The organism is Mycolicibacterium nivoides (assembly GCF_003855255.1).
Lineage (GTDB): Bacteria > Actinomycetota > Actinomycetes > Mycobacteriales > Mycobacteriaceae > Mycobacterium > Mycobacterium nivoides.
This window is the reverse complement of sequence record NZ_CP034072.1, coordinates 5,541,979-5,568,260: the sequence shown is the minus strand read 5'-3', so window position 1 is coordinate 5,568,260 and position 26,282 is coordinate 5,541,979. Positions and strand designations below refer to the sequence as shown.

Below are 26,282 nucleotides of genomic sequence, written 5' to 3'. Positions count from 1 at the left end.
CGCGTGTCACGCGGATCCGACGCGAAGAAGGCCCGCCGCCGCAAGCGGCAGGCCGACCGGGGCGTGAACCGGGTCTCGGCGGAGTCCGTCGACGAACTGGCGGACATCCCCGACGCCGTCGTCGCCGATCTGGCCGAGTTCGACGAGCGAATCACCCAGCGCGGCTGGGAGTTCGACGAGGAACAGTCGAACGACGATTACGCCGTGTGGTTCTACGAGCCGTCCGGGGCCCAGGTGGAAGACGGCCTCCCGGTGACCTCACTGTGGCTGGATGCGGCCGAGGACGGCGAGATCGTGCGGGTGGTGTTCGTCGGCAGCGTTGAGCGCTACGAGTTCGCGCACGAGGAATTGACCGGAGCCCTCGACGTGATCGAGGGCTACCGCGCCGGTCAGCCCCTGCCGGAGTTCTAGCTTTCGATGACTCCCTGGGCTGCTTGGGCCCGGTCCTCGTAGCTCTTGCGCTTGGCGGCGTCGAACTCCAGGAAGACGCTGTCCAGGCCCAGCTTCTTGTTCATCCAGCGCCGGCCCTTGGGCGGCAGCATCTGCGCGGCCTGAGCGGTGAACCGCAGCGGCGGCGGTACGGACACGTGGGTCTTGGGCTTGTTGAGCGTCTTGATGATCGCGGCGGCGATATCTTCGGGCTCGACCGGCTTGATCGCCCCGCTGGATTTGGTGCCCGAGATCAGATCGGTGTTGGTGAACGGCGGCATGACCACTGACACGTCCACCCCGTGTGGGGCCATTTCATCGGCCAGCGCGGTGGTCAGTCCCACCACGGCGTACTTGGCGCCCACGTAGACCACCTGGCCCGGCAGCGGGATCAGCCCCGACAGCGACGCGATGTTGATGACGTGGCCGCTGCGCCGCTTCACCATCTCCGGCAGCGCCAGCTGGCAACCCGTGAGCACGCCGTAGACGTTGACCTCGATGGAGGACCGGATCGACTGCTCGGACTGCTCCAGGAACGGGCCGATCGGCATGACGCCGGCGTTGTTGATCAGCACGTCGATGTGTCCGCCACCGTCGGTGCGGGCCTTGTCGAGGAACGTCGCGAACGATTCGCGGTCGGTGACGTCGAGCGGGTAGCCGGACACCGGGCCGAGCTTGCTCAGTTCGACGACGGCCGACTCCTGAAGCGCCACGTCGCGGTCACCGATGACGACGCGGGCACCGCGGGCCAGCAGGGCCTTGGCAGTGGCGTAACCGATGCCTCGTGCGGCACCGGTGATCGCGATGGTCTTGCCCCTGATGTTGTCCATGGCGGCGAACTTTACACGTGTCAAGTTTTGGGCGGAAGGGGGCGATGAGGTCTACCGTTCACAGCAAGCGCGGAGGCCGCCATGCAGATCAAGGGCGCACAGGCATTGGTAACCGGGGCTGCCGGTGGCCTCGGCTCGAAGGGGGTCACGACCGACTTCGTGGCGCGCCGCGTGATCGCCGCCATCGAGAAGAACCGTGCTGAAGTCGACGCGGCCGAGCTCCCGGTCCGGATCGTGGCCCGGTCGCGGGCCTGGCGCCTGGGGTGATCGGGTGAGCGAGGGACTACGTCATCTCCGCTGATCCCGCAGGGCCCCGTCAGCGTCAACCGGGGGCGCCGTATGACGACTCCGCCGGGTATGACCCCCACGACGGCGGCGACGGCCACGTCGGGTCCGCCGGGTAGCTCGAGTCGGCGGGGTAGGACGAAACGGGTGAAGTCGCCGCGGCGGTGCCGATCCCGACAAATGGTATGGAAATGGCCGCCCCGAACATTAATGCGGCGATGAGCATTTTCTTTGTGGCGCCTGACGTTGATCGAATCCCCATTTCGAAACCCCTCCCCGGATCGCAATGTGTGGCATGTCAGAGCAATCTGAGGATGCACTCAGTGCCTGGTCAGTGCAACATTTGAAGGGGTGCGCGAAATGCCTTCATTGCCGAGGAAAATTAAATCTGAATTTCACCTTACGGCTAAATCGGAGGTTGAAATGTTGCTCAAGATCTGCCATTCCCGTGGTTGGGAGCGGCGAGCGGTGTTTGCCGATGCGGTGTCGGCCGAGGCCGGCCCGGCGGGCGGACCGGGCAGGCTTTTAATCAGGCTGATCGTGGTTGGAATGGTGTGGCCGGATGTGCGTTGAAACTGCCGTGGGTATGCAAACGGTGGTTAAGTCAGCCCCCGTGAGTGGTGTGCGGTTCGTAGCGGTCGGCTTGGATGATCCACTGGCCGCCCCACTACTGGCCGAGTTGTCGGTCGAGTACTCGGGGCGCTACGGCGGGACACCCGAGTTGATGATGGGCTGGCTGCGCGGAAAGTCCGCCGACGAGTTCGCCCCGCCCGGCGGCGGTCTGTACATCGGGGTGCTCGACGGCGTGCCGGTCACCGGCGGCGCCTTCACCCGATTCGACGCCGAGACAGCCGAACTGAAACGCATCTGGACGGACAGTCGCTTCCGGAAGCGCGGTCATGCCGCGGCGCTGCTCGCTCACCTGGAGCGCGAGATCGCCGCACGCGGATACCGCAGGGTCTATCTGACGACGGGTCATCTCCAGCCCGAGGCCGAAGCGCTCTACGACTCGGCGGGCTACACCCGACTGATCGCCCCGTTGCCTCCTGAAGGGGAGGGAACCGTCTTCCCGATCGCGTTCGAGAAGGAACTGTCGGGGGAGGGGGCCACATGACAGCCGACGAGCGCTCGCGCGAGGAGCCGAAGGCGGTGCCGCTCTCGATTCTCGACCTGGCCCCCATCAGTGCCGGCGGCGACGCGGTGACCGCGCTGCGCAATACCGTAGACCTGGCTCAGCACGCCGAACAGTGGGGCTTTCAACGGTATTGGGTCGCCGAGCATCATTTCGTGTCGGTGGCCAGCTCGTCACCCGCCGTTCTGGTGGGGCAGATCGCCGCGGCAACCGAACGGATCAGGGTCGGCACCGCGGCAGTGCAACTCGGCCACACGACCGCCGTCGCCGTGGTGGAGAGCTTCGGCACGCTGGCCGCGTTCCATCCCGGCCGGATCGATCTGGGGGTGGGCCGCTCGGGGCAGAAACGTGCCGAAGCGGTGCGGGACAAGCCCCGCGAGCCACGGCCGCCGAGGGAGTGGCACGAGGTCGACGGGGTGGTGGTCCCGGCGCCGTACGACGTCAGCGCGCTGATGCGCGATCCCAAGTTGCGGTCCCGGATGGCGGTGTTGCAGCAACCCGAAGCTGTCACACCGGATTTCGCCGAACAGCTGGATGACATCCTGGCCATGCTCGCCGGCAGGTATGAGGTCGGTACGGCCGTTCCCGGCGCAGGCGCCGGTCTGACCCCGTGGGTGTTCGGCAGCAGCAAGGGGCAGAGCGCCCGCGTCGCGGCCGCGCGTGGGCTGCCGTTCGTGGCCAGCTATCACATCACCCCGGCCACCGCGCTGGAGGCAATCGAGGTGTACCGCAACGGATTCACCCCGTCGGAGTATTTGTCCGAACCGTACGTGGCGGTATCGGCCGATGTGGTGGTGGCCGAGGATGAAGCCGCCGCGCGGTACCTGGCGTCCAGCTACGGCCACTGGGTGTACTCGATCCGGGCCGGCGGCGGCGCGATTCCCTACCCGGACCCGGCCGACTGCGGACCGCTGTCCGACGAACAGCTGGAGGTGGTCCGGGACCGTATCGCAACGCAATTCGTCGGAGACCCGGATCAGGTGGCCGCGCGGCTGGAGGCCCTGGCGCGGGTGAGCGGGGCGGACGAACTCGTCATCACCTCGGTGACGCACCGGCACGAGGACCGTTTGCGCTCCCACCGGCTGATAGCTGAGCGGTGGGGCGGTTAGCGACTAGGCTGGCCCCCGAAGCTGTCGTCACCGCTAGGGGGGTATTTGCCGAGCCTGCAGGTAATCGTGGGATCGCTGCTGCTGGTAGCGGCTGCGGTGGTGTTCGCGACCGGGGTGGCTTTGCGGTTGTTCATCGGTCGTCGGGCGGACTCGGCGGAATCACAACGACGGATGCACGCGTTCCGCCAGACCAAGTTTGCCCGGGTGCTGTTCGGTTCGGTGTACGACGACGAGGTGTTCGACCCCGACGAACTCGATCAGATGGTCCTGATGCCGACGATCGTGCTGGCCTGCGGCCTGTGCCTGACCGGGTTCTTCCTGCTCGGGTACCGCATCTTGCAGCACTAGGCGTGCCGGGCCGCCGCAGCGGAGGCGGCGTCGGCGATCGATCCGCGCCACAGCGGCCCGTGTCCGGGCAGCATCACATCGGCCTCGACTGCCGCCAGCGTCTTCAGGCTGGTCAGGCAGCCCTCCTCGTCGTGGTTGAACAGGGCAGGCAGCAGCGTCGGGCCGGTATGCCGCAGCAGCGGATGTCCGGTGACCAGGGCGTCGCCGCTGACCAGAACCCCGTCGACGATGAAGGAACAGTGCCCGCCGGTGTGCCCCGGGGTGGGAACCGGCACCGGATTGCCCGGGAGATCGTCGTCGTCGGTCAGCGCCCGTGCGGTCGGGATGCCGGCGTGGTTCATCCCGCCCTTGGCGGTGATGGTGGCCGCCCACTTCAGCCAGCGGGGCTGCCAGATGTTGCGGACCACGTCCGCGGGCGCGGCCTGCTCGAGATACTCACGCTTGGTGTGCCCGAGTTCGGTGTCGTGGCAAAACACCGGTGTGCCATGGGTTTTCGCCAGCCAGATGGCAGTCCCGAAGTGGTCGATGTGGGCGTGGGTCAGCAGAACGGCGGCGATGTCGTCGATGGTGAACCCGAGCCGGCGGACCGAGCCGATGACGTCCTCGCGCTGCCCCGGGAACCCCGCGTCGATCAGCATGACCCGGTTTCCGTCGGTCACCAGGGTCCAGTTGACCAAGTCGGTTTGTGCGAAGTGCACATGCTCGGTGATCGCGGTCAGGGCTGCTGCCATGTCGCGAGTTTAGGCATAGGAGTAGAAACGAACTGTCGCGCACGCGAGGAGCAGAAAGAGATATGGCTGAACTGAAACTGGGATACAAGGCATCGGCGGAGCAGTTTGCCCCGCGTGAACTCGTCGAGCTGGCAGTGCTGGCCGAGGCGGCGGGAATGGACAGTGCGACGGTCAGCGACCATTTCCAGCCCTGGCGCCACGAGGGCGGGCACGCACCGTTCTCACTGGCCTGGATGACGGCGGTGGGCGAGCGCACCGAGCGGCTGGTACTGGGCACATCGGTGCTCACGCCGACGTTCCGGTACAACCCGGCGGTGATCGCGCAGGCGTTCGCGACCATGGGCTGCCTGTACCCGGGCCGGATCTTCCTCGGGGTGGGCACCGGTGAGGCGCTCAACGAGATCGCCACCGGCTACATCGGGGAGTGGCCCGAGTTCAAGGAGCGCTTCGCCCGGCTGCGTGAGTCGGTGAAGCTCATGCGCGAGCTGTGGGTGGGCGACCGCGTCGATTTCGACGGTGAGTACTACAAGCTCAAGGGCGCCTCGATCTACGACGTGCCCGAGGGCGGCATCCCGGTGTACATCGCCGCGGGCGGCCCGGTGGTGGCCAAGTACGCGGGCCGCGCGGGCGACGGCTTCATCTGCACCTCCGGCAAGGGTGAGGAGCTGTACAAGGACAAGCTCATCCCCGCCGTGAAGGAGGGCGCCGAGGCCGCCGGGCGCAATCCCGACGACATCGACCGGATGATCGAGATCAAGATCTCCTACGATCCCGACCCCGAGCTGGCCCTGGAGAACACCAGGTTCTGGGCGCCGCTGTCGCTGACACCCGAGCAGAAGCACTCGATCGACGATCCGATCGAGATGGAGAAGGCCGCCGACGCGCTGCCCATCGAGCAGGTCGCCAAGCGCTGGATCGTCGCGTCGGATCCCGACGAGGCGGTGGAAAAGGTCGGCCAGTACGTCAAGTGGGGCCTGAACCACCTGGTCTTCCACGCTCCAGGGCACGACCAGCGCCGGTTCCTCGACCTGTTCAAGAAGGACCTGGAGCCCCGGCTGCGCAAGCTGGGCTGATCAGGCGCTGCTGACTGATCGCTGAACCGCGCCGACCGCGCCGTGGCTCGTCGCTGTGAGCCGGACCCGGTCGGCGCGGAACAGATCGCAGGCGTACTCGAACGGCTCGCCACTGCTGTCACGCGTGATGCGCGTGATCGCCAACAGAGGCTTGCGGTGGGCGATGTCGAGCCACTGGGCCTCGCGGGGGCTGGCGCTGACCACTTCGATGGTCTCGGTGGTGACAGCGGGCGCCAGGCCGTACCGCACTCGCACCAACTCGTAGAGCGAGCCCCCGAGCGGTTGTTCCAGCAGGTCCTCCATCCGCTCGGCCACGAAGCAGGACAGATCCACCGACAGCGGCACACCGTCGGCGTAGCGCAGCCTGCGGATCGTGAATATCTCTGCGCCATCGGCGATTTCGAGCGCATGCGACTCCACCTGGGTGGCCGGCCTGCGGTCGGTCGCCAGGACCCGGGTAGCGCTGCTGTGACCGCCGCTGTGCAACCGGGCGGGAAGCCCGGCCAGCTCGGCTGCGTTGCGTTCCACGACGTCGGCCCGCACGAACGTGCCGCCGTTTCGCCCGGTCCGGCGCTCCAGCACACCCGCCTGGCTCAACGGCAGTAGTGCGCTGCGCAGCGTGGATCGCGACACCGCGAAGCTCTCCGCCATCTCACGCTCGGTGCCCAGCCGCGAGCCGGGACGCAGGGTGCCCAGGGCCAGCATGGACAGGATGCGTCGGCGCACGTCCTCGGCTACAGGGCCGCCCGGTGTCATGGACATGCCCCGAGTGTGAACCAAATCGAGCCCGCAGAGCAGACCAAAAACAGCCGATTAACCTGGCTGTTGCACGACTCCCAGGTTCGAAACATGACGGCAACAAAGGGCTTGACCCGCAACAATTTTCGAGTTGCCCAATGATCTGGGCGGGATAACAATGTGCTGCGTCGCACCACAATGCTGTCGTCGACGCCAAACAATCAGACCAAATAGTGGTCCGAAAACCGTCCTTCAGTTAGGACCCGCAATGAGCGAGATCATCGATCCGCCGGCTCCGTCCGGTGCCTCCATCCAACGTCTCAAACCCAACGCCGTGGGACTGGTCGGCGTGCTGTTCATGGCGGTCGCCACGGCCGCTCCCATCACGGCCATGGTCGGCAACGTGCCGATCGCGGTCGGCTTCGGCAACGGCGCCTATGCGCCCGCCGGATACTTCGTCGCCACCATCGTGCTGACCCTGTTCGCCATCGGCTATGCCGCGATGAGCAAGCACATCACCGCCACCGGTGCCTTCTACGGGTACATCTCGCACGGCCTGGGCCGCGTCGTGGGCCTGGGAGCGGGATTCCTCACCGCCCTGGCCTACATGGTGTTCGAGGCGTCGCTGATCGGCATCTTCTCGTTCTTCGGAAACGATCTGTTCAAATCGTTCTTCAACATCGACGTGCCGTGGGTCCTGTTCGCCGTGGTGATGCTGGCCGTGAACGCCGTGCTGACCTACTTCGACATCAACCTGGCGGCCAAGGTGCTCGGGGTCTTCCTGATCACCGAGATCATCATGCTGGCCATGATGGCGCTGTCCGTGGTGTTCACCGGCGGCGGTCCGCAGGGCTGGTCGCTGGGATCGCTCAACCCGCTCAACGGTTTCCAGAGTCTCTCCGGTGAGGTGGCCGGTGTCGACGGCAGCATGATCACCGTCGCCGGATCGGCCGGAGTCGGCCTGTTCTTCGCGTTCTGGTCGTGGGTGGGCTTCGAGTCCAGCGCCATGTACGGCGAAGAGTCCCGAAATCCCAAGAAGATCATCCCGATTGCGGTGATCTGTTCGGTCGTCGGCATAGGCGCGTTCTACGTTCTGGTCTCGTGGCTGGCGATCGTCGGTACCGGCCCGCAGAATGCCATTGCGCTGGCGCAGGATTCGACCACGGCGGGAGACATCTTCTTCACCCCGGTGCACCAGCATCTGGGCGAGTGGGCCGTCGACCTGTTCAAGATCCTGCTGATGACGGGCTCGTTCGCCTGCGGCATGGCTTTCCACAACTGCGCCGCGCGCTACCTGTACGCCATCGGCCGGGAGAACGTCATCCCGGGCATGCGCAAGACCATCGGCGCCACCCACCCGGTGCACGGCTCACCGCACATCGCCGGATTCGTGCAAACCGGTTTCGCCACCGTGGTGGTGCTGTTCTTCGACATCACCGGCCGCGACCCCTACACCGGCCTCTACGGCCTGATGGCGTTGCTGGGCACCACGGCCATCATGATCGTGCAGGCCCTGGCAGCATTCTCGGTGATCTCGTTCTTCCACGTGCAGAAGCGGCATCCCGAGACCTCGAACTGGTTCACCACCTTCCTGGCTCCGCTGCTGGGCGGGGTGGGCATGCTCTACGTCATCTACCTGCTCGCCAAGAACGCGTCGTTTGCTGCGGGTTCAGCCGCTTCGGACTGGATCTTCACGTCGATCCCGTATGTTGTTGGCATCGCCGGAATCGGTGGTGTGCTGTGGGCGCTGTTCCTGAAATTCAAGGATCCGCAACGCTATTCCGATCTCGGGCGCACAGTGTTGGAGGAAGCGCACGAACGTTAGCGGGGCGTGCGGGTGGCGAAAGGACGTGCCATGGGGTTCTCGAACATCATGGACTCCAACAGCTATTCGGGGGGTCTGGCGACCGATCCCGACACCGAACGGCTGATCGAGGCCCGTGCCCACCTGCTGGGCCCGGCGTACCGGCTGTTCTATGAACGGCCGGTACACCTGGTCCGGGGCAGCGGCAGTCACCTGTTCGACGCGGACGGCGGGCGTTATCTCGACGCCTACAACAACGTCGTCAGCGTCGGCCACTGCCACCCACGCGTGGTCGCCGCCATCACCCGCCAGGCCGAGACACTCAACACCCACACCCGGTATCTGCACGACGGCATCGTGGACTACTCGCAGCGGCTGTTGGCCACGCTCCCAGGGGAAGTCGACCAGGTGATGTACGCCTGCACCGGCTCGGAGGCCAATGATCTGGCCCTGCGGGTGGCCCAGATGTACACCGGGGCACGCGGTGTGATCGTCACCCGGGACGCCTACCACGGCAATACCGAAGCAGTGACAGCGATTTCACCGTCGATCGGTGGTGCGACCACCATCGGTCCGCATGTGCGCGCCGTGGCCGCTCCGGACAGTTACCGCTCCGGGGGCGATGTGGCGGGCCGGTTCCTGGCCGACGTGGAAGCAGCGATCGCCGACCTGTCGGCGGCAGGCCACGGCCTGAGCTGCCTGATCGTGGACACCTTCTTCTCCTCCGACGGCATCTACCCCGACCCCTCGGTGCTGGCACCCGCGGTGGCGGCGGTACGTGCGGCCGGCGGGGTGTTCATCGCGGACGAGGTGCAACCCGGCTTCGGCCGCACCGGGGAGGCGATGTGGGGCTTCACCCGCCACGGCGTCGTGCCCGACCTGGTCACCATGGGCAAGCCGATGGCCAACGGGTTGCCGGTGGCGGCGATGGCCGCCCGCAGTGAGGTGCTCGAGGCGTTCGCTCGGGAGGTGCCGTACTTCAACACGTTCGGTGGCAACCCGGTATCGATGGCAGCGGCGGGTGCGGTGCTCGACGTCATCGAGGACGAGCAGCTGATGGCCAATGCGGCAAAGGTGGGCACCGCGCTGCGCGACGAGCTCGCCCGGGTGGCCGTCGACAATCCGCGTATCGGGGATGTTCGCGGGGCCGGTCTCTACGTCGGCGTCGAGATGGTCACCGACCCCGATCTTTTGACCCCCGATCGCGCCGGTGCGCACGATCTGGTCAACGCGATGCGGGACCGCAAGGTGCTCATCTCCGTTTGCGGAGCGGAGGGCAGTGTGCTGAAGGTGAGACCCCCGCTGGTATTCTCTCTGTCGGATGTGGACTGGTTCTGCACCGAATTCGCCGATGCGCTGCGGGAGCTGCGCTGAGCAAAAGCAGAGCATCTGGCTGTCCAAACCCTGATGAGGGAAGCTGTATCAGTGCCAGAGGCAGTTGTCGCTACGGCGATCTATATTGCGTCGCCCGAAGGTGACACCGGCAAGTCGACGATTGCGCTCGGCATTCTCCACCGACTTGCTGCGACCGTGCCGAGGGTGGGGGTCTTCCGCCCGATCACCCGGCTGGGCGAGGACCGCGACTACATCCTCGAACTGCTGCTGGCCGGTACCACGGCGGGGCTGAGTTACGACGAGTGTGTCGGGGTCAGCTACCAGCAGGTACACGAGGATCCCGACGTCGCGATCGCCGACATCGTCGACCGGTTCCACCGCGTGGCCGAGCAGTGCGACGCGGTGCTGATCGTCGGCAGCGACTACACCGATGTCGCCACGCCCAGCGAGCTGAGCATGAACGCGCGCATCGCGGTCAACCTCGGCGCCCCCGTGGTGCTCGCGGTCAAGGCCGCCGACCGCGCGCCCGACGAGGTGGCCCACGTGGTCGAGGTGTGTCTGGCCGAGCTGAACCACCAGCATGCGCACGCCGCGGCAGTCGTCGCCAACCGGTGTGACCCCGCGCAGCTGACCGCGGTGGCCGAGGCCCTCAAACCGCTCGGCCCGCCCGCCTACGTGCTTCCCGAGGAGCCGTTGCTGGTGGCGCCGTCAGTGGCCGAACTGAAGGTCGCGGTCGACGGCACGGTGATCGCCGGGGACCCGGAGCTGCTGTCCCGTGAGGCGATGGGTGTGCTGGTGGCGGGCATGACCGCCGAGCACGTGCTGGAGCGCCTGACCGAGGGTGTCGCGGTGGTGACCCCGGGTGATCGGTCCGACGTGGTGCTGGCCGTGGTGAGTGCCCATGCCGCAGAAGGATTTCCGTCACTGTCCTGCATCATCCTCAACGGCGGGCTCGAACTGCACCCGGCCATCGCCTCGTTGGTCGACGGGCTGGGGCTGCGGTTGCCCATCGTGGCCACCGAGTACGGAACCTTCGAGACCGCCAGCCGGGTCGCCGGCGCGCGCGGCCGGGTCACCGCGAAATCGCAGCGCAAGATCGACACCGCGCTGGCGTTGATGGACAAACACGTCGACGTCAACGATCTGCTGGCGCAGCTGAGCATCCCGATCCCCGCGGTCACCACTCCGCAGATGTTCACCTACCAGCTGCTCGACCAGGCCCGCTCCGACCGCAAGCGCATCGTCTTGCCCGAGGGCACCGACGACCGCATCCTCAGAGCCGCGGGCCGGCTGTTGCAGCATGAGGTGGCCGAGCTGACCATCCTCGGCGAGGAAAGCCAGATCCGTTCCCGGGCAGCGGAACTCGGCGTGAACCTCGACGCGGCCGTCGTCCTCGATCCGCGTACCAGTGAGTTGTGCGACCAGTTCGCCGAGCAGTACGCCGAACTCCGGCGCAAGAAGGGCGTGACGGTCGAGCAGGCCCGCGAGATCATCCACGACGTCTCCTACTTCGGCACGATGCTGGTGCACAACAAGATGGTCGACGGAATGGTGTCGGGCGCCGCGCACACCACCGCGCACACCGTGCGTCCCGCCTTCGAGATCATCCGGACCGCGCCGGGAATCTCGACGGTGTCCAGCATCTTCCTGATGTGCCTGGCCGACAGGGTGCTGGCCTACGGCGACTGCGCGATCGTGCCCGATCCGACCTCCGAGCAACTCGCCGACATCGCGATCTCCTCGGCGCGCACCGCGGCGCAGTTCGGCATCGATCCGCGGGTGGCCATGCTGTCGTATTCGACAGGCACCTCGGGCACCGGCGCCGATGTCGACAAGGTCAGGGCGGCAACCGAACTGGTGCGCCAACGTGATCCCGATCTGCTGGTCGAGGGCCCGATCCAGTACGACGCCGCGGTGGAGCCTTCGGTCGCGCTGACCAAGATGCCCGATTCGCCGGTGGCGGGCCGGGCCACGGTGCTGATCTTCCCGGACCTCAACACCGGCAACAACACCTACAAGGCCGTGCAACGCAGTGCCGGCGCCATCGCGATCGGCCCGGTGCTGCAGGGCTTGAACAAGCCGGTCAACGATCTGTCCCGAGGAGCGCTGGTGGAGGACATCGTCAACACCGTGGCGATCACGGCGATTCAGGCACAGGGCGACTCATGACGGTTCTGGTCGTCAACTCCGGTTCGTCCTCGCTGAAATACGCAGTGGTAAAACCGAGTTCAGGAGAGTTTCTGGCCGACGGCATCATCGAGCAGATCGGCTCGGCGCAGGTGCCCGATCATGACGCCGCACTGCGGGCCGCGTTCGACGAACTGGCCGGTCAGGGTCTGCACCTGGACACCCTGGGCCTGGTGGCGGTGGGGCACCGGGTCGTGCACGGCGGCAAGACCTTCTATCAGCCCACCCTGATCGACGGTGACCTGATCGCCAAGCTCGAAGAGCTGTCACCGCTGGCCCCGCTGCACAATCCGCCGGCCATCCTCGGTATCGAGGTGGCCCGCAAGCTGCTTCCCCATCTGCCCCACGTCGCGGTCTTCGACACCGCGTTCTTCCACAACCTGCCGGCGGCCGCGGCGACCTACGCCATCGATCGCGAGGTGGCCGAGCGCTGGGGCATCCGCCGGTACGGCTTCCACGGCACCTCGCACCAGTACGTCAGCCAGCAGGCCGCCGTCCTGCTCGATCGACCCTACGAGTCGCTGAATCAGATTGTCCTGCATCTGGGTAACGGTGCGTCGGCGTCGGCGATCGCCGGCGGAAGGCCGGTGGACACCTCGATGGGCCTGACGCCGATGGAGGGCCTGGTGATGGGCACCCGCAGCGGCGATGTCGACCCGGGCATCATCATGTATCTGTGCCGCGCGGCCGGTATGGGTGTCGAGGAAGTCGACACGATGCTCAACCGCCAGTCGGGCGTACGTGGTCTCGGCGGCGAGAACGACTTCCGCAAATTGCACGCCCGGATCAAGTCCGGTGATGAGGACGCGCAATTGGCTTACGACGTCTACATCCACCGGCTGCGCAAGTATGTCGGTGCGTACCTGGCGGTGCTGGGCCGGACCGATGTCATCAGCTTCACCGCGGGGGTGGGCGAGAATGACGCCGCGGTGCGCCGCGACGCGCTGGCCGGGCTGTCCGGGCTGGGGATCGAGATCGACGAGGAACTCAACGCGACCCGGTCTCGCGAGGCCCGACAGATCTCGGCACCGGACTCGCGGGTGACGGTGCTGGTGGTGCCGACCAATGAGGAGTTGGCGATCGCGCGGGCCAGCGCGGCCCTGGTCTGACCTGGATCATCCCGGCAATCGCCGATTGAGCACGAGTCCGGCCATGGCCGCGGCGGCCAGCGTCAGGGTGGCGAGAACGATCCATCCGGCGCTGGCATCGGCGGGGACGAGCTGGAACCCGATCTGCTGTTGCAGCGTGCCGTACACCTCCTCCAGGGAACCGACGGTGTCGGCGTGGAACACCCGGCCGTCGCCGGAGAGCTTGCTGATCTCCTGCAACGTCTGATCGTCAACGGGCACGGCGATTTTCTGGTCGTTGAGGTTGACGTAGCCGTCCGGGGTGCCGAAGGAGATGGCCGAGATCGGGACGCCCTGGGCCTGGGCGGCGCGGGCGGCGGCGAACGCGCCACGTGGCTGCTCGGGGTCCAGCGGCACGGTTTCCTTGCCGTCGGACTCCAGCACGATCCGCGCGGGCGGTGGGCCGTCACCTCCTCCGATCACTCCGCTGACTGTCGCGATCGCCTGCAGTGCGGTGTAGATGCCCTCCCCGGTCGCGGTGCGCTCGGCCGCTTCGAGTTTGTCGATCGCGGCCTTCATCGGCGCTCGCTTGGTCGTCGGTGGCACCAACAACGTTGCGGTACCGGCGAATGCGACCAATCCGAGGTTGACGCTCGGGTTGAGTCCGGCGACGAACTTCCTTCCCGCCTCCTTGGCGGCCGTCAGCCGGCTGGGGGCGACATCGGTGGCGGCCATCGATTCCGAGACGTCGATGACCAGCATGACCACCGCGCGATTGCGCGGTATCAGGTGATCGCGGGTCGGGTCTGCCAACGCGACGGTCAGCAGGAGCAGCGAGATCAGCAGCAATGCCGCAGGCGCGTGCCGCAGCCGGCGGATCCGTCGAGGGGCCACGGCGGCCAGCACGTGCATGTTGGCGAACCGGAGCACCGGGGTGCCTTTCGCCCGTAGCCGGTAGACGTAGAGCGCGAGCATTCCGACCGCGACCAGTGCGCACAGGAAGAACCAGCGGTGCTGGAATCCCGACAACGACAAAGCGTTCACGCCCTGAGGCTCGGACTGCAGCCCTCACAACGCCAGCACAATGGCCTGGCGGAATGCTGCCAGGTTCGGGGCGTACGTTCGCGCTGTGTCTGAGGTGGCCCTGCTGCTGATCCTCGTGATCGGCGCGGGCTACTACCTGTGCCATCGGCGCGCGCGAGGCGCCACTGGTGTCGGGCAGCGCCAGGCCTGGTGCTTCGGTGCCGGCACGGTGTGCTGGCTGCTCGCCACCCAGGGGGCCATTGCGCACTACGCCCTGGTCTTGTTCTGGGTGCGGGCGCTGCAGGTGCTGCTGTTGCTGTACGTGGTGCCGTTCCTGCTGGCGTCGGGCCGGCCGGTGACCGCTCTGCGTGAGGCCTCGAGCCCGAATGCCCGCGTGCGGATCGACACGGTGCTCGGGTCACGGGCGGCCCGGGTGGTGCTGTCACCGCCGGTGACGTCGGTGCTGATGTTGGCGACGCCCTGGCTGCTCTACCTGACTCGGTGGTACGTCGCGTCATTGGTCAACCCGGTGATCGCGGATCTGACCAGCATCGCGTTGTCCGCCATAGGTTTCTGCTACTTCTACGCGCGTTTGCAGTCGGACCCCGTTCCGCGGCGGTACTCGCCCCTGCTGTCGATATGCATCAGCGTTGCCGAGGGCCTGGGCGACGGCGTCCTCGGCCTGGTGCTGTGGCTGGGGCCGCTGATCGCCTATGACTACTACTCTGCGCTGCACCGGGATTGGGGACCCAGCCTGCGCGACGACCAGACCCTGGGCGCCGGGGTGCTGTGGATTCTGGGCGACGTGCTGGGCATCCCGTTCATCATGGTGTTGATGCGGGCGCTGGGGTCCCATGAGCGCACGCGCGCCGCCGAGGTGGACGCCGAGATCGACGCCGGAATCGAGGAGCAGCGCGCTACCGGAAGTTCCGCGCTCTGGTGGGAATCCGACCCGCAACTGCGGGACCGGTATCGCCGCTGAAGGGCTCAGAAAGTGCTCATCGGCCGCACACTGTTGGCCAAGTCGACCAGCGCGTAGCGGTGCGACTGGGTGGGAGCGACCCGGGCCAACGCCCGCAACGACGCCTCGACGCCCAGCTTCAGACCGTGCTCGGTGAACGGGAATCCCAGGATGTGATTGCTGCTCGCCGTGTTGTCGGCCAGCCAGTCCATCGCGGTGCCCAGCACCAGTGCCCGGATCTGCAGCACGCGGGGCTCCGAATCGGGCAGTGCCTCCACACGTCGAGCCGCATCGCGGATGTTCTGTTCGGTGATCTCACCGGTGGACCGTCCTGACAGCAGGGTGACGGCGCTCGTCAGCCGGGCGGTGGTGAAATGCCTTGAGGTGGGCGGAACTTGGTCGAGGGTCTGGACCGCCTCGTCGCGCGCGCCGGCGACCGACTCGGCGCGGGCCAGTCCGAAACCGGCCGAGATCACGCCGTTGTCGGTGCTCCACACGGTGTTGTAGAACTTCAGCTCATCGGCGGTGCCGGCCAGTTCAGCCGTCGCGGCCAACGCCAGCTTGGGCGCCAGCTCCCCGGGAAGAGTGTCCAGCACCTCGGTGAAATGCTTTGTCGCCGAGTCGTAATCGGCTGACAGCATCTCGGCGACGGCGCGGAACCAGAGCAGCTGCCAGCGCCACCCCGCCCAGGTCGCCAGGTCGTCGAGCTTGCGGGTGGCCTTGGCGACGTCGCCCAGGTCGAGCAGGGCGCGTGCCTCCATCAACGGCAGCTCCACCGATTCGGACAGGTCGACGCCTTCGGCGTCGATCGCGCCGTGGCGCGCCGCGCGCAGCTGGTCCAGGGTGTGCACGGGCTGGCTGAGCACGCTGGCCACCAGCATCGGGGCCCCGACATCGGTGCGGTCCACCAGTGGCACGGGCAGCGCGCGCACGATCTCCTGCGCCGTCAGCTTCTCCGAATGCACCTGTCCGTCAACATAGACATCGGTGTGGGCGACCAGCAGATCGACGCCGAACGTGGACCGGGACGGGCTGAACACGGTCGACAGACCGGGGCGGGGGATACCGGTATCGGCCGCCACCACCTCGCGCAGCACACCGAGCAGCTGGGACGACATCTCCTCGGCGCTGCGGAACCGGCGTCGCGGATCGGGATCGATGGCGCGGCGCAGGAACCGGCCGAAGGAATCGTAGTTGTCGAGCACCGGGTCCTCGGACGGCAGCCCGTCGACGTAGCGGCCCCGCCGGGTCCGAAGGTTCATGGTCAGCGCGGCCAGCGTGCGTCCAACGGTGTAGATGTCGGTGGCCACCGTCGGCCCGGTGCGCACGATCTCGGGCGCCTGGAATCCCGGTGTGCCGTACAGGTATCCGTAAGAGTTGAGCTTCGACACCGCACCGAGGTCGATCAGCTTGAGCTGTTCCTCGGTGATCATGATGTTCTCGGGCTTGAGGTCGTTGTAGGCCAGCCCGATCGAATGCAGATAGCCCAGCGCGGGCAGGATCTCCAGCATGTAGCCGATCGCCTCGGCCACCGGAAGCCGGGTGCCCCTGGCCTGTTTGAGCGACGTTCCGCCGACGTACTCCATCACGATGTAGCCGACCGGATTGCCGTGCTTGTCATCGTGTTCGACGAAGTTGTAGATCTTCACGATTCCCGGGTGCGTCACCTCGGCCAGGAACTGGCGTTCGGCCATGGCGATCACCTGGGCCTCGGCGTCACCGGAATGCACCAGGCCCTTGAGCACCACCGGACGCTCATTCACGTTGTGGTCGAAGGCCAGATACACCCAGCCCAAACCACCGTGGGCGATACAGCCCTTGATCTCGTACTGGTCGGCGACGATCTCGCCCGGGGACAGCTGCGGCAGGAACGAGTACGCGCTGCCGCAGTGCGGACACCAGCCCTCCGACAGGGCATGCCCATCGGGCGAGGACCTGCCGACCGGCTTGCCGCAATTCCAGCAGAACCGCTTCTGCTCGGCCACCACCGGGTTGGTCATCAACGCCGTCAACGGATCTCGCTCGGGCACCCGCGCGATCTCGACCAGCCCGCCGCCCAGCCTGCGGATCGGCGAGAGCATCCGGGTGGCGATCGTGGCCAGGTTCTGCGGTTCGGTGTCGCCGCCGCCGAACGTCGGATCGTCGGATTCGTCGAACTCCGGGCGGAACACCGCCTGCGTCGCCATGGGCCGCAGGGTCGACTGCGAGTCCAACTCGAGGTCTTCGAGGCTCGCCGGCTGCGTCCCGGGTCCGCCCTCGGTGTCGGGGGTGTCCGGGAGTCCGCTGTCGTCGGGCTTGTTCATCAGTCGACATACCTCGCGACCGGGGGCGACGGTGCCGGCCCCAGAACCGTCAACCACTTGCGGTACAACGTGTTCCAGGTGCCGTCGCGGCGGATACGTTCCAGCGTCGCGTTGACGACCCGGACCAGCGGCGTGTTGTCCAGGTTCAGCCCGATGCCGTAGGGCTCCTCGTTGAGGCTGGGGCCGACGATGTGCAGATACGGATCCTGGGCCACCAGCCCGGCCAGGATCGAATCGTCGGTACTGACCGCGTCGGCCTGGCGCTGCTGCAGTGCCACCAGGCAATCGGCCCAGGTCACCACCGAGACGATGATCGGTGACGGGCTGATCTGCTGGATCCGCTTGAGCGACGTGGTCCCGTCCACCACGCACACCCGCTTGCCCGAGAGGTCGGAGGCCTGCGAGATGTTGGAGTCCCGTGCGGCCAGGATGCGTTGGTGGGCCATGAAATACACCGTGGAGAAGTTGACCTCCTTGCGGCGCTCGCAGGTGATCGTCATGGTCTTGACCACGATGTCGACCTGATTGTTCTGCAGCGCGGTGATGCGGTCGGCCGAGGACAGGATGCGGTACTCGACCTGCGACGGCGTGCCGAAGATGTCGCGCGCGACCTCCCCGGCGATGTCGACGTCGAACCCGTTGATCTGACCGGTGATCGGATCGCGGAACGAGAACAGATTGCTGCCGATGTCGAGCCCGACGACCAGCCGCCCGCGGTCACGGATCTTCGCCACCGCCGCGTCGGCGTCGGCCTGATTGCTGAACGGCCGCAGGCTGGCGGTGCGGTTGCACTCGTCGGTGTCCTGCGTCGGCACCCGAACGGGCTGGGGCGCAAGCTCCTGCATGCCGGCCGGGCTGGGCGGCGCCAGCGTCATCGTCGGCAACGTCAATGCCGGCGCGCTCTGACTGCACCCGGCCACTGCCAGGGTCGCGGTCAGGACGGCCAATAGCTTCTGCACTGCCTTCTTCACGGTGCTCATCTGTACTCGCTGAGTCGGGGCCACAGTCCCAACGCCACCGCCAGCGCCGCGGCCACACTGAGCAGCGCGGCGCCCACGGTCGCACCGGACAGCACCCGGCGGGCATTGGCGATGTCATTGCGCAACTGGCTGCGGCTCTGTTCGATGCCCTTGGACAAGGCGTCGTCGAGCTTGTCGAAGGCCGACGTGGAATCGTCCTCGCCGGTGCCCAGCGCCACCTGTGTCGCGGCCTGGTAGTTGCCCACCGCGATATAGGCGTTGATCCGGTCATCGGCCGCGCGCCACTTGGTGAGCAGATCCTCGGCCCCCGTCAGATCACTCTTGTCGATGCGGGTGTCGCGGGCCAGATACTGGGCGAGCTGCTGCTGCATGGCGTCGATGCGCTGGTAGTAGGACTGCTTGCGCAGGTTCTCGTCGCCGCGCCGGATCAGCGCCAGCGTCTCGTCGGCCCGGGCCTGCTGCGCGGTGATGGCCAGGTTGGTCACGGTCTTGAGGGACTCGGCGGCGGTGTCCTTGGCGCTGCGGCTGTCCGACGTCGAGATCACCAGTGCGGTGGTCACCCAGATCAGCATGATCAGCACGGCCATCCCGCCGGCCACGAAACCGATGTTCACCCGGCGCCGGGTGCGCCGCGCCAGCCAGCGGTTGGCGAACGCGCCGAACATCAACGTGGCCAGCACCACCAGCATCACCGCGGCCGGGATCCGGGTGGAGGCGGTCGTCTCGGCATCCACCCGCGCCGAGGTCTCCTCGTACAGGCGTTGCGCGTCGGGCAGGATCTGCGACTGCATCAGCGCCGAGGCTTCCGACAGGTAGGACGAACCCACCGGGTTGCCGGCCCGGTTGTTGGTCCGCGCGGTCTCCACCAGGCCGGTGTAGACCGCCAGCCGTGCGTTGATCCGGCCGAGCAGCTGCACCAGTGCTTCGTCGGTCAACCCGCTCGATGCCCGGGTCACCGCGACCGAGGCGTCGGTGATGGCCTGCTCGTATCGCTGACGGACGTCTCGGGGTTCAGCGCCGGCGATGAAGGCCGTCGCCGCGGCGGCGTCGGCGACCGACAGCGTGGTGTAGAGCTGGCCGGCCGCGAACGCCAGCGGCTCGGTGTGATCGAGCACCGTGGTCAACGCCTGCTGACGGTCGTTGATCGTGGTGGACGTCGCGAACGCGCTGGCTATAACCAGCCCGGCGAGCGTCACTCCGATCGTCAGGATGCGCCCCGGTGTGGTCCACAGAAACCACCAGCGCGGGTGGGCAGGAGTGGTCGGCGACCGGGACGCGAGCGGTTCGGTCGAGGGATGTGCCAAATCCACGGTCACCTGCGCACGGACCTCATTTAGTTTCGGTGCTTACGGGGTGTCCCAACACTATAAAAAAATTCTAAGAGCGCCGCGCTTAGGCTCGCGGAGAAATTGCGGCCCACCGAAACTGGCGGCGTTCCCTATCCTGTACGGGTGCGTGGCGACGGTGACGGCTGGGTGTTCTCCGACAACGGCGCCCGCTATTGGGGGCGCCACGGTGCGGCCGGTCTGTTGCTGCGGGCACCGTGGCCAGGCGGATCGGCGGCGGTGCTGCTGCAACATCGAGCTCCGTGGAGCCATCAGGGCGGAACGTGGGCGCTGCCCGGCGGTGCCCGCGACAGTCATGAGACCGCCGAGCAGGCCGCGGTCCGGGAAGCCCACGAGGAAGCCGGGGTGACGGCCGAACAGCTCACCGTGCGCACCACCGTGGTGACGGCCGAGGTGGCCGGTATCGGTGGCACCCACTGGTCCTACACGACGGTGATCGCCGACGTGCCCGAGCCGTTGGAGACGATCCCGAACCGGGAGAGCTCGGAGTTGCGGTGGGTGGCCGAGGACGAGGTGGCCGAGCTGCCGCTGCATCCCGGGTTCGCCGCGAGCTGGGAGCAGTTGCGTGCGGTGACGGCGTCCCTGCCGCTGGACCTCAACCCGCCGCGCTGATCGAGGCCTTGAGTTCGGCGGCCGCGGCGCGGGGATCCTCGGCGGCGGTGATCGCGCGGACCACCACGATGCGCCGGGCACCGGCGGCCAGTACCTCGGGAAGTCGCTGCTGATCGATCCCGCCGATCGCGAACCACGGCTTGGCCGGATTCAGCGCGGCAGTCGAGCGCACCAGGTCCAGACCCGGTGCCGACCGGCCCGGCTTGGTCGGGGTGGGCCAGCACGGTCCGACGCAGAAGTAGTCCACCTGTTCTTCGATCGCGGCAGCGGCCTGCTCCGCGTCGTGGGTGGAGCGGCCGATCACCGGACGCTCGCCGATGATGCCGCGGGCGACCGCGAGCGGCAGGTCGTCCTGACCGAGGTGCAGGATGTCGGCTCCGGCGGCCAGCGCGATGTCGGCGCGGTCGTTGACCGCAAGCAACGCGCCGTGGCGGCGGGCGGCGTCGGCCAGGATCTGAAGCGCCTCGAGCTCCTGACGCGCCTCCAGCGGGCCGAACTGCTTCTCCCCGGGCGACCCCTTGTCCCGCAGCTGGATCAGATCCACCCCGCCCGCCAGCGCCGCGTCGGCGAATTCGGCCAGGTCACCACGTTCCCGGCGGGCATCGGTGCACAGGTAGAGGGTGGCGCGCTGCAAACGGTCGGCGGGTGATTCCACACCGCGACGGTAGCCGGTACCGCCCGAGTACCCTGGACTGGCAATACGGGAGCCCCGGGGACGTGGGGCTGAGAGTGGGCATACGGACCGGCCCTGACCGTCACACCTGATCCGGGTCATGCCGGCGAAGGGAGCGGGTATGGCGCGAACACTTGCCGTCATCGGCGGCGGTGTCATCGGGCTGTCGGTCGCACGCCGGGCGGCGTTGGACGGCTGGACGGTGCGGCTGCACTGCACCACCGAGCGCGGCGCATCGTGGGTGGCCGGTGGCATGCTGGCCCCGCACAGCGAAGGCTGGCCGGGCGAGGAACAGATACTGCAGATCGGCCTGGAATCGCTGAAGCTGTGGCACTCCGGATTCCTCGACGGGCTGGCGCCGGAGGTGGTCACCGCGCGCGAGTCGCTGGTGGTGGCCGTCGACCGGGCCGATGTAGCCGACCTGCACACCGTCGCCGAATGGCTCTCCGCGCAGGGGCAGCCGGTCGAGCTGACCACGGCCGCCCGGGATGTGGAACCCCTTCTGGCCCAAGGCATCCGGCACGGGTTCCGGGCCACCACCGAACTCGCCGTGGACAACCGTGCTGTGGTCGACGGACTGGCCGCGCATTGCGAACGGCTGGCTGTGCGCTGGGCCGGGCCGGTCGAGGATCTGGCCGAGATCAACGACGCTGCCGCGGTCGTCGTCGCCAACGGAATCGACGCCCCGAAGCTCCTGCCCGGCCTGCCGGTGCGTCCGGTGAAGGGTGAGGTGCTGCGGCTGCGGTGGCGCAAGGGCTGTATGCCGGTGCCGCAGCGGGTGATCCGGGCCCGCGTTCACGGCCGGCCGGTGTACCTGGTGCCGCGCGCTGACGGCGTGGTGGTCGGGGCCACCCAGTACGAGCACGGTCGCGATACCGCGCCGGTGGTCAGCGGGGTGCGCGATCTGCTGGAGGACGCCTGTGCGGTGATGCCCGCGCTGGGCGAGTACGAGCTGGCCGAGACCGCGGCCGGGCTGCGGCCGATGACGCCGGACGGGCTGCCGATCGTCGAACGTGTCGACGAGCGCACTCTGGTGGCCGTGGGACACGGCCGGAACGGATTTCTGTTGGCGCCGTGGACCGCTGAGCGGATCGCGGCTGAACTCGAGGTGAGCGTGGGAGCGAAATGATCACCATCACGGTCAACAACGAGACCCTCGAGGTGGACGAGCAGACCACCGTCGAGGGGCTGCTGGAAACCCGGGGTTTCCCGGACAAGGGCATCGCGGTAGCACTGGACTGGACGGTGCTGCCCCGTTCGGAATGGGATCAGACCCTGTCCGACGGTGCCCGGGTCGAGGTCGTGACGGCGGTGCAGGGTGGGTGATTCCGCGCTCGTCATCGGCGGCCGGGAGTTCGGCTCCCGGCTGATCATGGGTACCGGTGGCGCACCGAATCTGGCTGTGCTGGAAGAGGCCCTGGTGGCCTCGGGGACAGAGTTGACGACCGTGGCGATGCGACGGGTCGACGCCGAGACCGGCACCGGGGTGCTCGACCTGCTCAACCGGTTGGGTATCGCGGCGCTGCCCAACACCGCGGGCTGTCGCGGTGCGGCCGAGGCCGTGCTGACCGCGCAGCTGGCTCGTGAGGCGCTGGGCACCGACATGGTCAAGCTCGAAGTCATCGCCGATGAGCGCACGCTGCTGCCCGACGCAATCGAACTGGTCAAGGCCGCAGAGCAATTGGTCGACGACGGGTTCATCGTGCTGCCCTACACCAACGACGACCCGGTGCTGGCCCGCCGGTTGGAGGACGCCGGCTGTGCCGCCGTCATGCCGCTGGGCTCGCCGATCGGGACCGGCCTTGGCATCTCAAACCCGCACAACATCGAGATGATCGTCGAGCGGGCCGGGGTGCCGGTGGTGCTGGACGCCGGTATCGGCACCGCCTCCGATGCCGCGATGGCAATGGAATTGGGTTGCGATGCAGTGCTGTTGGCCACTGCTGTCACCCGCGCCGCCGACCCGCCGACCATGGCCGCCGCGATGTCGGCAGCCGTCACCGCCGGATACCTGGCGCGGCAGGCGGGGCGTATCCCGAAGCGGTTCTGGGCCCAGGCGTCGAGCCCGGCGCTGTGATTTCGCGCCGAGGCTGCGGTGAGTGCGCCGAGTCTGCGCTGAGATCGTGAAAATGAACAGAATCGCGATCTGGGCGCAGGCTCGATGCGGGGGAGTGGTGTTATGACGCGCTATGTGGCCCTGGGCAGTTCGATGGCGGCCGGGCCGGGCATCAAACCGTCGGCACCCGGTGCGCCGTGGCAGGCGGGCCGCTCGGCACGCAACTACCCCCATCTGGCGGCCGCCCGACTCGGGCTCGATCTGGTGGACGTGACGTACTCCGGGGCCACCACCGCGCACATCCTGAGTGAGCGTCAGAACGGTGCGCCGCCTCAGATCGACGCGCTCGACGGGTCCGAGGCCCTGGTCACCGTCACGATCGGTGGCAACGACGCCGGCTACGTGCCCCAGTTGATGGCGGCCGCGTTGCCGCGATTCACCCGATCCGTGCCGCTGGTGGGGCCGTTCCTTCGCGGCCTGCTGGATCCTGCCGCACGGGACGCGGCCTTGACGCAGGTGGCCGACGCGCTGGTGACGGTCGGGCGCGAGATCCGGCAACGCGCTCCCGCGGCCAGGGTGCTGTTCGTGGACTACCTGACCGTGCTGCCGCCCGAAGGCGTCGCGGCCTCACCGCTACCGGAGGCTGACGCGGCGCTCGGGCGACACGTCGCAGCCACGCTGGAACGACTCACCGGAACGGCCGCCGCTGAAACCGGCTGCGGATGGGTGCGCGCAGCACAAGCCAGCCTGACGCACCATGCCTGGTCGGCCCAGCCGTGGACCACGCGGCCCGGGTTGCCCTGGCCGGGACGTCCCGCGCCGCTGCACCCGAACGCCGCCGGCATGCGGGCGGTCGCCGAATTGGTGGTGGCACAGGCCGGCCCGAGCAGCTGAATTCGTGCGATCAGGGCTGATGGCGGCGTGTAAGAATCTCCCCATGGGCCTCGAGTTGAATGGTGACGAGCTTCGGAAGAAGTCCGCCCAACTGTCGAAATTCGCACAGGAACGCGCGCAGCACGAGCGCCGGGTGACGGAGCTCGCGGGTGAGTTCGCCGGGACCTGGACGGGAGCAGCGGGCTCAGCTGTCCAGTCCGCCCTCTCGAACTACCTCACTCAGGCCTCAGATGTCCGTCGGGAAGAGCTCGATATGTCGCACCTTCTCGACGAAGCGATCGCGGCGTACGAGGGGACCGACGGCAACGCGGCCGGCTCGCTGGCCCAGTCCATGAACATCTGAGTCGGAAGGTTCCGGATGAGCACCGATATCGCCGTCCAGTTCGAGCGGACGCGGCAACTGGCCGCCGAACTGGATGCCGAGGCCGCCAAGGTCAAGCAGATCCTGGAAGAGGAGACCGCGCTGATCGCCGACATCGGCGGTACCTGGACCGGCTCGGCTGCCGAACAGTTCAGTCAGCAGTACAGCGAGTGGAACAAAGAAGCCGACGAAGAGGCGGCCGCGTTGGACAAGCTGTGCGCCGCGGTTCACGCGGGCATCGACACGCTCAACTCCACCGAGACCGACGTGACGGGAATGTTCAGTTGAACTGAACCTGAGCAGTCAGAACAACACCGCCTGCAATGATGGCGGTGATGATCGAACTGACCGGGCTGACAAAACTCTATGGATCCCACCGAGCCGTCGACGATCTGACGTTCACCGTCGAACCGGGCGTGGTGACCGGATTCCTCGGGCCCAACGGCGCGGGCAAGACCACCACCATGCGGTTGATCCTCGGGCTGGACCATCCCAACACCGGTTCCGCGACCATCGACGGCAAGAAGTACCGGGAACTGCGCGATCCGCTGCGCGCGGTCGGCGCCCTGCTCGACGCGCGTCAGGCCCACCCGAACCGCTCGGCCCGCAACCACCTGCGCTGGATCGCGGCGGCCAACCGGATCGCGCCGGCCCGGGTGGACGAGGTGCTCGAGACAGTCGGGCTGACAGCGGTGGGGGACCGCAACGCCGGGACACTGTCGCTGGGCATGAGCCAGCGGCTGGGGATCGCCGCCGCGCTGCTGGGCGATCCGCCCGTCCTGCTGTTCGACGAACCGGTCAACGGCCTGGACCCCGAGGGCATCCACTGGGTGCGCACGCTGATGCGCAACCTGGCCGCCGAGGGGCGCACGGTGTTCGTGTCCAGTCACCTGCTGGCCGAGATGGCCAACACCGCCGACCGTTTGGTGGTGATCGGGCAGGGCAAGCTGATCGCCTCGACCACGGTGAGCGAGTTCGTCAGCGGCACGTCCGCGGACACCGTGCGGGTGCGCACACCACAACTCGAGACGCTGCGTGAGGTTCTCACCGACGCCGGGTTCGAGGTGGAGGCCGCCGCCGACGGCGATGCGCTGGCGGTGCACGGCGCGGCCATCGAGGTGATCGGCGACCTCGCCGCGCGCAATGCGATCACCCTGCACGAGTTGAGCCAGCGGCAGGCCTCGCTGGAGGAGGCGTATCTGAAACTCACCGATGATGCCGTCGACTACCGGGCGGTGAAGAAGTGAGCGCGCTGGCGGCGCTCGACGCCGAGCGCATCAAGCTGGCCACCACCCGCTCCCCGCTGTGGTCGACGGTCGGGGTGGCGGTGCTCAGCCTCGGTCTGGCCGCCATGCAGGGCCTGACGGCGCACCACTACTCCGGGCTGTCCCCCTCGAAGGCCGCATTGGGTGTCGCGGTGTTCGGGGTTCCGGTGCTGATGGTGCTGTCCTCGATGACGATGACCGGCGAATACCGCAGCGGGCTGATCCGCACCACCTTGCTGGCCACGCCGAACCGGACGCAGGTGCTGACCGCCAAAGCGGTGGTGTGCGCGGCCTTCTCCTCGGTGTGTGCGGTGATCATGGTGCTGGCCTCGGTGCTGGTGGCCCGGATGGTCGCCGACCCGGTGGTCGGCACCCAACTGTCGATGGCCAACCCGGCGACCTGGCGGGTGGCCGGCGGATTCGCGCTCTATGCCGCGCTGGCCGCGGTGCTCGGGGTGGCCGTCGGGGCGCTGCTGCGATTCGCCGCCGGTGCGGTGGCCATCCTGCTGCTGTGGCCGCTGGTGGCGGAGCCCCTGCTGGGCAACATGCCCAACACCGGCCCGAAGATCGGACCGTGGCTGCCGTTCGCCAACATGTTCCGGTTCCTTCAGGTCGAGTGGTTGTTCCCGACCTATTACACGTCGTGGAGTGAGCTGGGCTCGCTGTTCTACTTCCTGGTGTGGGTGGCGGTGGCGTTCGTGGCCGCCGCGGTGGTGCTGAACAGGCGTGACGCCTGACCC

At 67.6% G+C, this 26,282-nt stretch carries 29 protein-coding genes and 1 riboswitch; of the genes, 21 read left to right on the top strand and 8 right to left on the bottom strand.

Annotated features, from left to right (window positions below; translation table 11 throughout):
• Positions 1–3 precede the first annotated feature (3 nt).
• Positions 4–411 (top strand): hypothetical protein, encoded by a 408-nt coding sequence (locus EH231_RS27360; protein WP_044515429.1) that lies wholly within the window; start codon positions 4–6, stop codon positions 409–411.
• Here EH231_RS27360 and EH231_RS27355 read toward each other — a convergent pair.
• Positions 408–1,259, bottom strand: a complete 852-nt coding sequence (locus tag EH231_RS27355; RefSeq protein WP_090424162.1) for an SDR family oxidoreductase — start codon at positions 1,257–1,259, stop codon at positions 408–410. The two genes, EH231_RS27360 and EH231_RS27355, sit on opposite strands and share 4 nt — an antisense overlap.
• An 81-nt stretch (positions 1,260–1,340) precedes the next feature.
• Between EH231_RS27355 and EH231_RS27350 the strand changes: the two genes are divergently transcribed.
• The 5 genes from EH231_RS27350 to EH231_RS27330 all read left to right on the top strand — a co-directional run bounded on the left by EH231_RS27350 (position 1,341) and on the right by EH231_RS27330 (position 4,133).
• On the top strand, positions 1,341–1,526 hold the full coding sequence (locus EH231_RS27350) for a hypothetical protein (RefSeq protein WP_124713721.1): 186 nt from the start codon (positions 1,341–1,343) through the stop codon (positions 1,524–1,526).
• A 378-nt stretch (positions 1,527–1,904) separates the two neighbouring features.
• Entirely contained in the window at positions 1,905–2,117 is a 213-nt protein-coding gene (locus EH231_RS27345; protein WP_124713720.1) for a hypothetical protein, read from the top strand.
• 13 nt (positions 2,118–2,130) lie between these two features.
• Positions 2,131–2,658: a GNAT family N-acetyltransferase gene (locus EH231_RS27340; RefSeq protein ID WP_124713719.1), complete on the top strand. Its 528-nt coding sequence runs from the start codon at positions 2,131–2,133 to the stop codon at positions 2,656–2,658.
• The gene (locus tag EH231_RS27335; protein WP_124713718.1) at positions 2,655–3,785 is read left to right on the top strand and encodes an LLM class flavin-dependent oxidoreductase; all 1,131 of its coding nucleotides are present in this window, start codon (positions 2,655–2,657) and stop codon (positions 3,783–3,785) included. Before EH231_RS27340 ends, EH231_RS27335 begins: the two co-directional genes overlap by 4 nt.
• Before the next feature lie 66 nt (positions 3,786–3,851).
• Positions 3,852–4,133 (top strand): hypothetical protein, encoded by a 282-nt coding sequence (locus tag EH231_RS27330; RefSeq protein WP_090424166.1) that lies wholly within the window; start codon positions 3,852–3,854, stop codon positions 4,131–4,133.
• Here the strand turns inward: EH231_RS27330 and EH231_RS27325 are convergent.
• Positions 4,130–4,864, bottom strand: a complete 735-nt coding sequence (locus tag EH231_RS27325; RefSeq protein ID WP_124713717.1) for an MBL fold metallo-hydrolase — start codon at positions 4,862–4,864, stop codon at positions 4,130–4,132. The genes EH231_RS27330 and EH231_RS27325 overlap by 4 nt on opposite strands.
• A gap of 62 nt (positions 4,865–4,926) precedes the next feature.
• On the opposite strand from EH231_RS27325, the gene fgd reads away from it, so the two are divergent.
• Complete coding sequence (fgd, locus tag EH231_RS27320; protein WP_124713716.1) at positions 4,927–5,937, top strand: glucose-6-phosphate dehydrogenase (coenzyme-F420); 1,011 nt, start codon at positions 4,927–4,929, stop codon at positions 5,935–5,937.
• Here fgd and EH231_RS27315 read toward each other — a convergent pair whose 3' ends face one another.
• A complete protein-coding gene (locus EH231_RS27315) occupies positions 5,938–6,699 on the bottom strand; it encodes a GntR family transcriptional regulator (RefSeq protein WP_044515438.1) in 762 nt (253 codons plus the stop codon).
• A 244-nt stretch (positions 6,700–6,943) separates the two neighbouring features.
• On the opposite strand from EH231_RS27315, the gene EH231_RS27310 reads away from it, so the two are divergent.
• The 4 genes from EH231_RS27310 to EH231_RS27295 are packed head-to-tail and all read left to right on the top strand — an operon-like array spanning position 6,944 to position 13,110.
• Positions 6,944–8,500: an APC family permease gene (locus EH231_RS27310; RefSeq protein WP_124713715.1), complete on the top strand. Its 1,557-nt coding sequence runs from the start codon at positions 6,944–6,946 to the stop codon at positions 8,498–8,500.
• Positions 8,501–8,530: 30 nt separating this feature from the next.
• Positions 8,531–9,853, top strand: a complete 1,323-nt coding sequence (locus EH231_RS27305) for an aspartate aminotransferase family protein (protein ID WP_124713714.1) — start codon at positions 8,531–8,533, stop codon at positions 9,851–9,853.
• Between the two features lie 51 nt (positions 9,854–9,904).
• Positions 9,905–11,983 carry a phosphate acetyltransferase gene (gene pta / locus EH231_RS27300; protein WP_124713713.1) on the top strand — a complete coding sequence of 693 codons (2,079 nt, stop codon included), beginning with the start codon at positions 9,905–9,907 and terminating at the stop codon, positions 11,981–11,983.
• A complete protein-coding gene (locus EH231_RS27295) occupies positions 11,980–13,110 on the top strand; it encodes an acetate kinase (RefSeq protein WP_124713712.1) in 1,131 nt (376 codons plus the stop codon). The genes pta and EH231_RS27295 overlap by 4 nt, the downstream gene beginning before the upstream one ends.
• A 6-nt stretch (positions 13,111–13,116) precedes the next feature.
• Here the strand turns inward: EH231_RS27295 and EH231_RS27290 are convergent, their stop codons facing one another.
• Positions 13,117–14,112 (bottom strand): VWA domain-containing protein, encoded by a 996-nt coding sequence (locus EH231_RS27290; protein ID WP_206429618.1) that lies wholly within the window; start codon positions 14,110–14,112, stop codon positions 13,117–13,119.
• Between the two features lie 40 nt (positions 14,113–14,152).
• On the opposite strand from EH231_RS27290, the gene EH231_RS27285 reads away from it, so the two are divergent.
• Positions 14,153–15,073, top strand: a complete 921-nt coding sequence (locus EH231_RS27285; RefSeq protein WP_124713711.1) for a cytochrome c oxidase assembly protein — start codon at positions 14,153–14,155, stop codon at positions 15,071–15,073.
• A 5-nt stretch (positions 15,074–15,078) separates the two neighbouring features.
• Here EH231_RS27285 and EH231_RS27280 read toward each other — a convergent pair whose 3' ends face one another.
• The 3 genes from EH231_RS27280 to glnX are packed head-to-tail and all read right to left on the bottom strand — an operon-like array spanning position 15,079 to position 19,651.
• Positions 15,079–17,355, bottom strand: a complete 2,277-nt coding sequence (locus EH231_RS27280) for a serine/threonine-protein kinase PknG (protein WP_090424175.1) — start codon at positions 17,353–17,355, stop codon at positions 15,079–15,081.
• On the bottom strand, positions 17,355–18,335 hold the full coding sequence (locus EH231_RS27275; protein WP_164481040.1) for a glutamate ABC transporter substrate-binding protein: 981 nt from the start codon (positions 18,333–18,335) through the stop codon (positions 17,355–17,357). The genes EH231_RS27280 and EH231_RS27275 overlap by 1 nt, the downstream gene beginning before the upstream one ends.
• Positions 18,332–19,651 (bottom strand): protein kinase G-activating protein GlnX, encoded by a 1,320-nt coding sequence (gene glnX / locus EH231_RS27270; protein ID WP_090424176.1) that lies wholly within the window; start codon positions 19,649–19,651, stop codon positions 18,332–18,334. Before glnX ends, EH231_RS27275 begins: the two co-directional genes overlap by 4 nt.
• Positions 19,652–19,786: 135 nt before the next feature.
• On the opposite strand from glnX, the gene EH231_RS27265 reads away from it, so the two are divergent.
• Positions 19,787–20,293 carry an NUDIX hydrolase gene (locus EH231_RS27265; RefSeq protein ID WP_164481039.1) on the top strand — a complete coding sequence of 169 codons (507 nt, stop codon included), beginning with the start codon at positions 19,787–19,789 and terminating at the stop codon, positions 20,291–20,293.
• Here EH231_RS27265 and thiE read toward each other — a convergent pair.
• Positions 20,277–20,948: a thiamine phosphate synthase gene (thiE, locus tag EH231_RS27260; protein ID WP_090424177.1), complete on the bottom strand. Its 672-nt coding sequence runs from the start codon at positions 20,946–20,948 to the stop codon at positions 20,277–20,279. The two genes, EH231_RS27265 and thiE, sit on opposite strands and share 17 nt — an antisense overlap.
• A 35-nt stretch (positions 20,949–20,983) precedes the next feature.
• Positions 20,984–21,098: riboswitch (TPP riboswitch) on the top strand.
• Here thiE and thiO point away from each other — a divergent pair.
• The 8 genes from thiO to EH231_RS27220 all read left to right on the top strand — a co-directional run bounded on the left by thiO (position 21,088) and on the right by EH231_RS27220 (position 26,279).
• A complete protein-coding gene (gene thiO / locus EH231_RS27255; RefSeq protein ID WP_124713710.1) occupies positions 21,088–22,095 on the top strand; it encodes a glycine oxidase ThiO in 1,008 nt (335 codons plus the stop codon). (Overlaps the previous riboswitch by 11 nt.)
• Positions 22,092–22,292, top strand: coding sequence for a sulfur carrier protein ThiS (thiS, locus tag EH231_RS27250; RefSeq protein WP_044515454.1), 201 nt, complete (start codon positions 22,092–22,094; stop codon positions 22,290–22,292). Before thiO ends, thiS begins: the two co-directional genes overlap by 4 nt.
• Positions 22,285–23,043, top strand: a complete 759-nt coding sequence (thiG, locus tag EH231_RS27245; protein WP_090424179.1) for a thiazole synthase — start codon at positions 22,285–22,287, stop codon at positions 23,041–23,043. Before thiS ends, thiG begins: the two co-directional genes overlap by 8 nt.
• A gap of 102 nt (positions 23,044–23,145) precedes the next feature.
• Positions 23,146–23,916 (top strand): SGNH/GDSL hydrolase family protein, encoded by a 771-nt coding sequence (locus EH231_RS27240; protein ID WP_206429617.1) that lies wholly within the window; start codon positions 23,146–23,148, stop codon positions 23,914–23,916.
• A 43-nt stretch (positions 23,917–23,959) separates the two neighbouring features.
• Positions 23,960–24,259 carry a WXG100 family type VII secretion target gene (locus EH231_RS27235; RefSeq protein WP_164481038.1) on the top strand — a complete coding sequence of 100 codons (300 nt, stop codon included), beginning with the start codon at positions 23,960–23,962 and terminating at the stop codon, positions 24,257–24,259.
• Positions 24,260–24,274: 15 nt separating this feature from the next.
• Positions 24,275–24,565 carry a WXG100 family type VII secretion target gene (locus EH231_RS27230; protein WP_090424181.1) on the top strand — a complete coding sequence of 97 codons (291 nt, stop codon included), beginning with the start codon at positions 24,275–24,277 and terminating at the stop codon, positions 24,563–24,565.
• A 47-nt stretch (positions 24,566–24,612) separates the two neighbouring features.
• The gene (locus tag EH231_RS27225; protein ID WP_044519151.1) at positions 24,613–25,524 is read left to right on the top strand and encodes an ATP-binding cassette domain-containing protein; all 912 of its coding nucleotides are present in this window, start codon (positions 24,613–24,615) and stop codon (positions 25,522–25,524) included.
• The gene (locus tag EH231_RS27220; protein WP_124713708.1) at positions 25,521–26,279 is read left to right on the top strand and encodes an ABC transporter permease; all 759 of its coding nucleotides are present in this window, start codon (positions 25,521–25,523) and stop codon (positions 26,277–26,279) included. Before EH231_RS27225 ends, EH231_RS27220 begins: the two co-directional genes overlap by 4 nt.
• Positions 26,280–26,282 lie beyond the last annotated feature (3 nt).

Coding starts and splice junctions, on each gene's coding strand:
- EH231_RS27355 (WP_090424162.1), bottom strand. CDS start 1,259: ATGGACAACATCAGGGGCAAGACCATCGCGATCACCGGTGCCGCACGA.
- EH231_RS27350 (WP_124713721.1), top strand. CDS start 1,341: ATGCAGATCAAGGGCGCACAGGCATTGGTAACCGGGGCTGCCGGTGGC.
- EH231_RS27345 (WP_124713720.1), top strand. CDS start 1,905: ATGCCTTCATTGCCGAGGAAAATTAAATCTGAATTTCACCTTACGGCT.
- EH231_RS27340 (WP_124713719.1), top strand. CDS start 2,131: ATGCAAACGGTGGTTAAGTCAGCCCCCGTGAGTGGTGTGCGGTTCGTA.
- EH231_RS27335 (WP_124713718.1), top strand. CDS start 2,655: ATGACAGCCGACGAGCGCTCGCGCGAGGAGCCGAAGGCGGTGCCGCTC.
- EH231_RS27325 (WP_124713717.1), bottom strand. CDS start 4,864: ATGGCAGCAGCCCTGACCGCGATCACCGAGCATGTGCACTTCGCACAA.
- fgd (WP_124713716.1), top strand. CDS start 4,927: ATGGCTGAACTGAAACTGGGATACAAGGCATCGGCGGAGCAGTTTGCC.
- EH231_RS27315 (WP_044515438.1), bottom strand. CDS start 6,699: ATGTCCATGACACCGGGCGGCCCTGTAGCCGAGGACGTGCGCCGACGC.
- EH231_RS27310 (WP_124713715.1), top strand. CDS start 6,944: ATGAGCGAGATCATCGATCCGCCGGCTCCGTCCGGTGCCTCCATCCAA.
- EH231_RS27305 (WP_124713714.1), top strand. CDS start 8,531: ATGGGGTTCTCGAACATCATGGACTCCAACAGCTATTCGGGGGGTCTG.
- EH231_RS27295 (WP_124713712.1), top strand. CDS start 11,980: ATGACGGTTCTGGTCGTCAACTCCGGTTCGTCCTCGCTGAAATACGCA.
- EH231_RS27285 (WP_124713711.1), top strand. CDS start 14,153: ATGGCCTGGCGGAATGCTGCCAGGTTCGGGGCGTACGTTCGCGCTGTG.
- EH231_RS27280 (WP_090424175.1), bottom strand. CDS start 17,355: ATGAACAAGCCCGACGACAGCGGACTCCCGGACACCCCCGACACCGAG.
- EH231_RS27275 (WP_164481040.1), bottom strand. CDS start 18,335: ATGAGCACCGTGAAGAAGGCAGTGCAGAAGCTATTGGCCGTCCTGACC.
- thiO (WP_124713710.1), top strand. CDS start 21,088: ATGGCGCGAACACTTGCCGTCATCGGCGGCGGTGTCATCGGGCTGTCG.
- thiS (WP_044515454.1), top strand. CDS start 22,092: ATGATCACCATCACGGTCAACAACGAGACCCTCGAGGTGGACGAGCAG.
- EH231_RS27240 (WP_206429617.1), top strand. CDS start 23,146: ATGACGCGCTATGTGGCCCTGGGCAGTTCGATGGCGGCCGGGCCGGGC.
- EH231_RS27235 (WP_164481038.1), top strand. CDS start 23,960: ATGGGCCTCGAGTTGAATGGTGACGAGCTTCGGAAGAAGTCCGCCCAA.
- EH231_RS27230 (WP_090424181.1), top strand. CDS start 24,275: ATGAGCACCGATATCGCCGTCCAGTTCGAGCGGACGCGGCAACTGGCC.
- EH231_RS27225 (WP_044519151.1), top strand. CDS start 24,613: ATGATCGAACTGACCGGGCTGACAAAACTCTATGGATCCCACCGAGCC.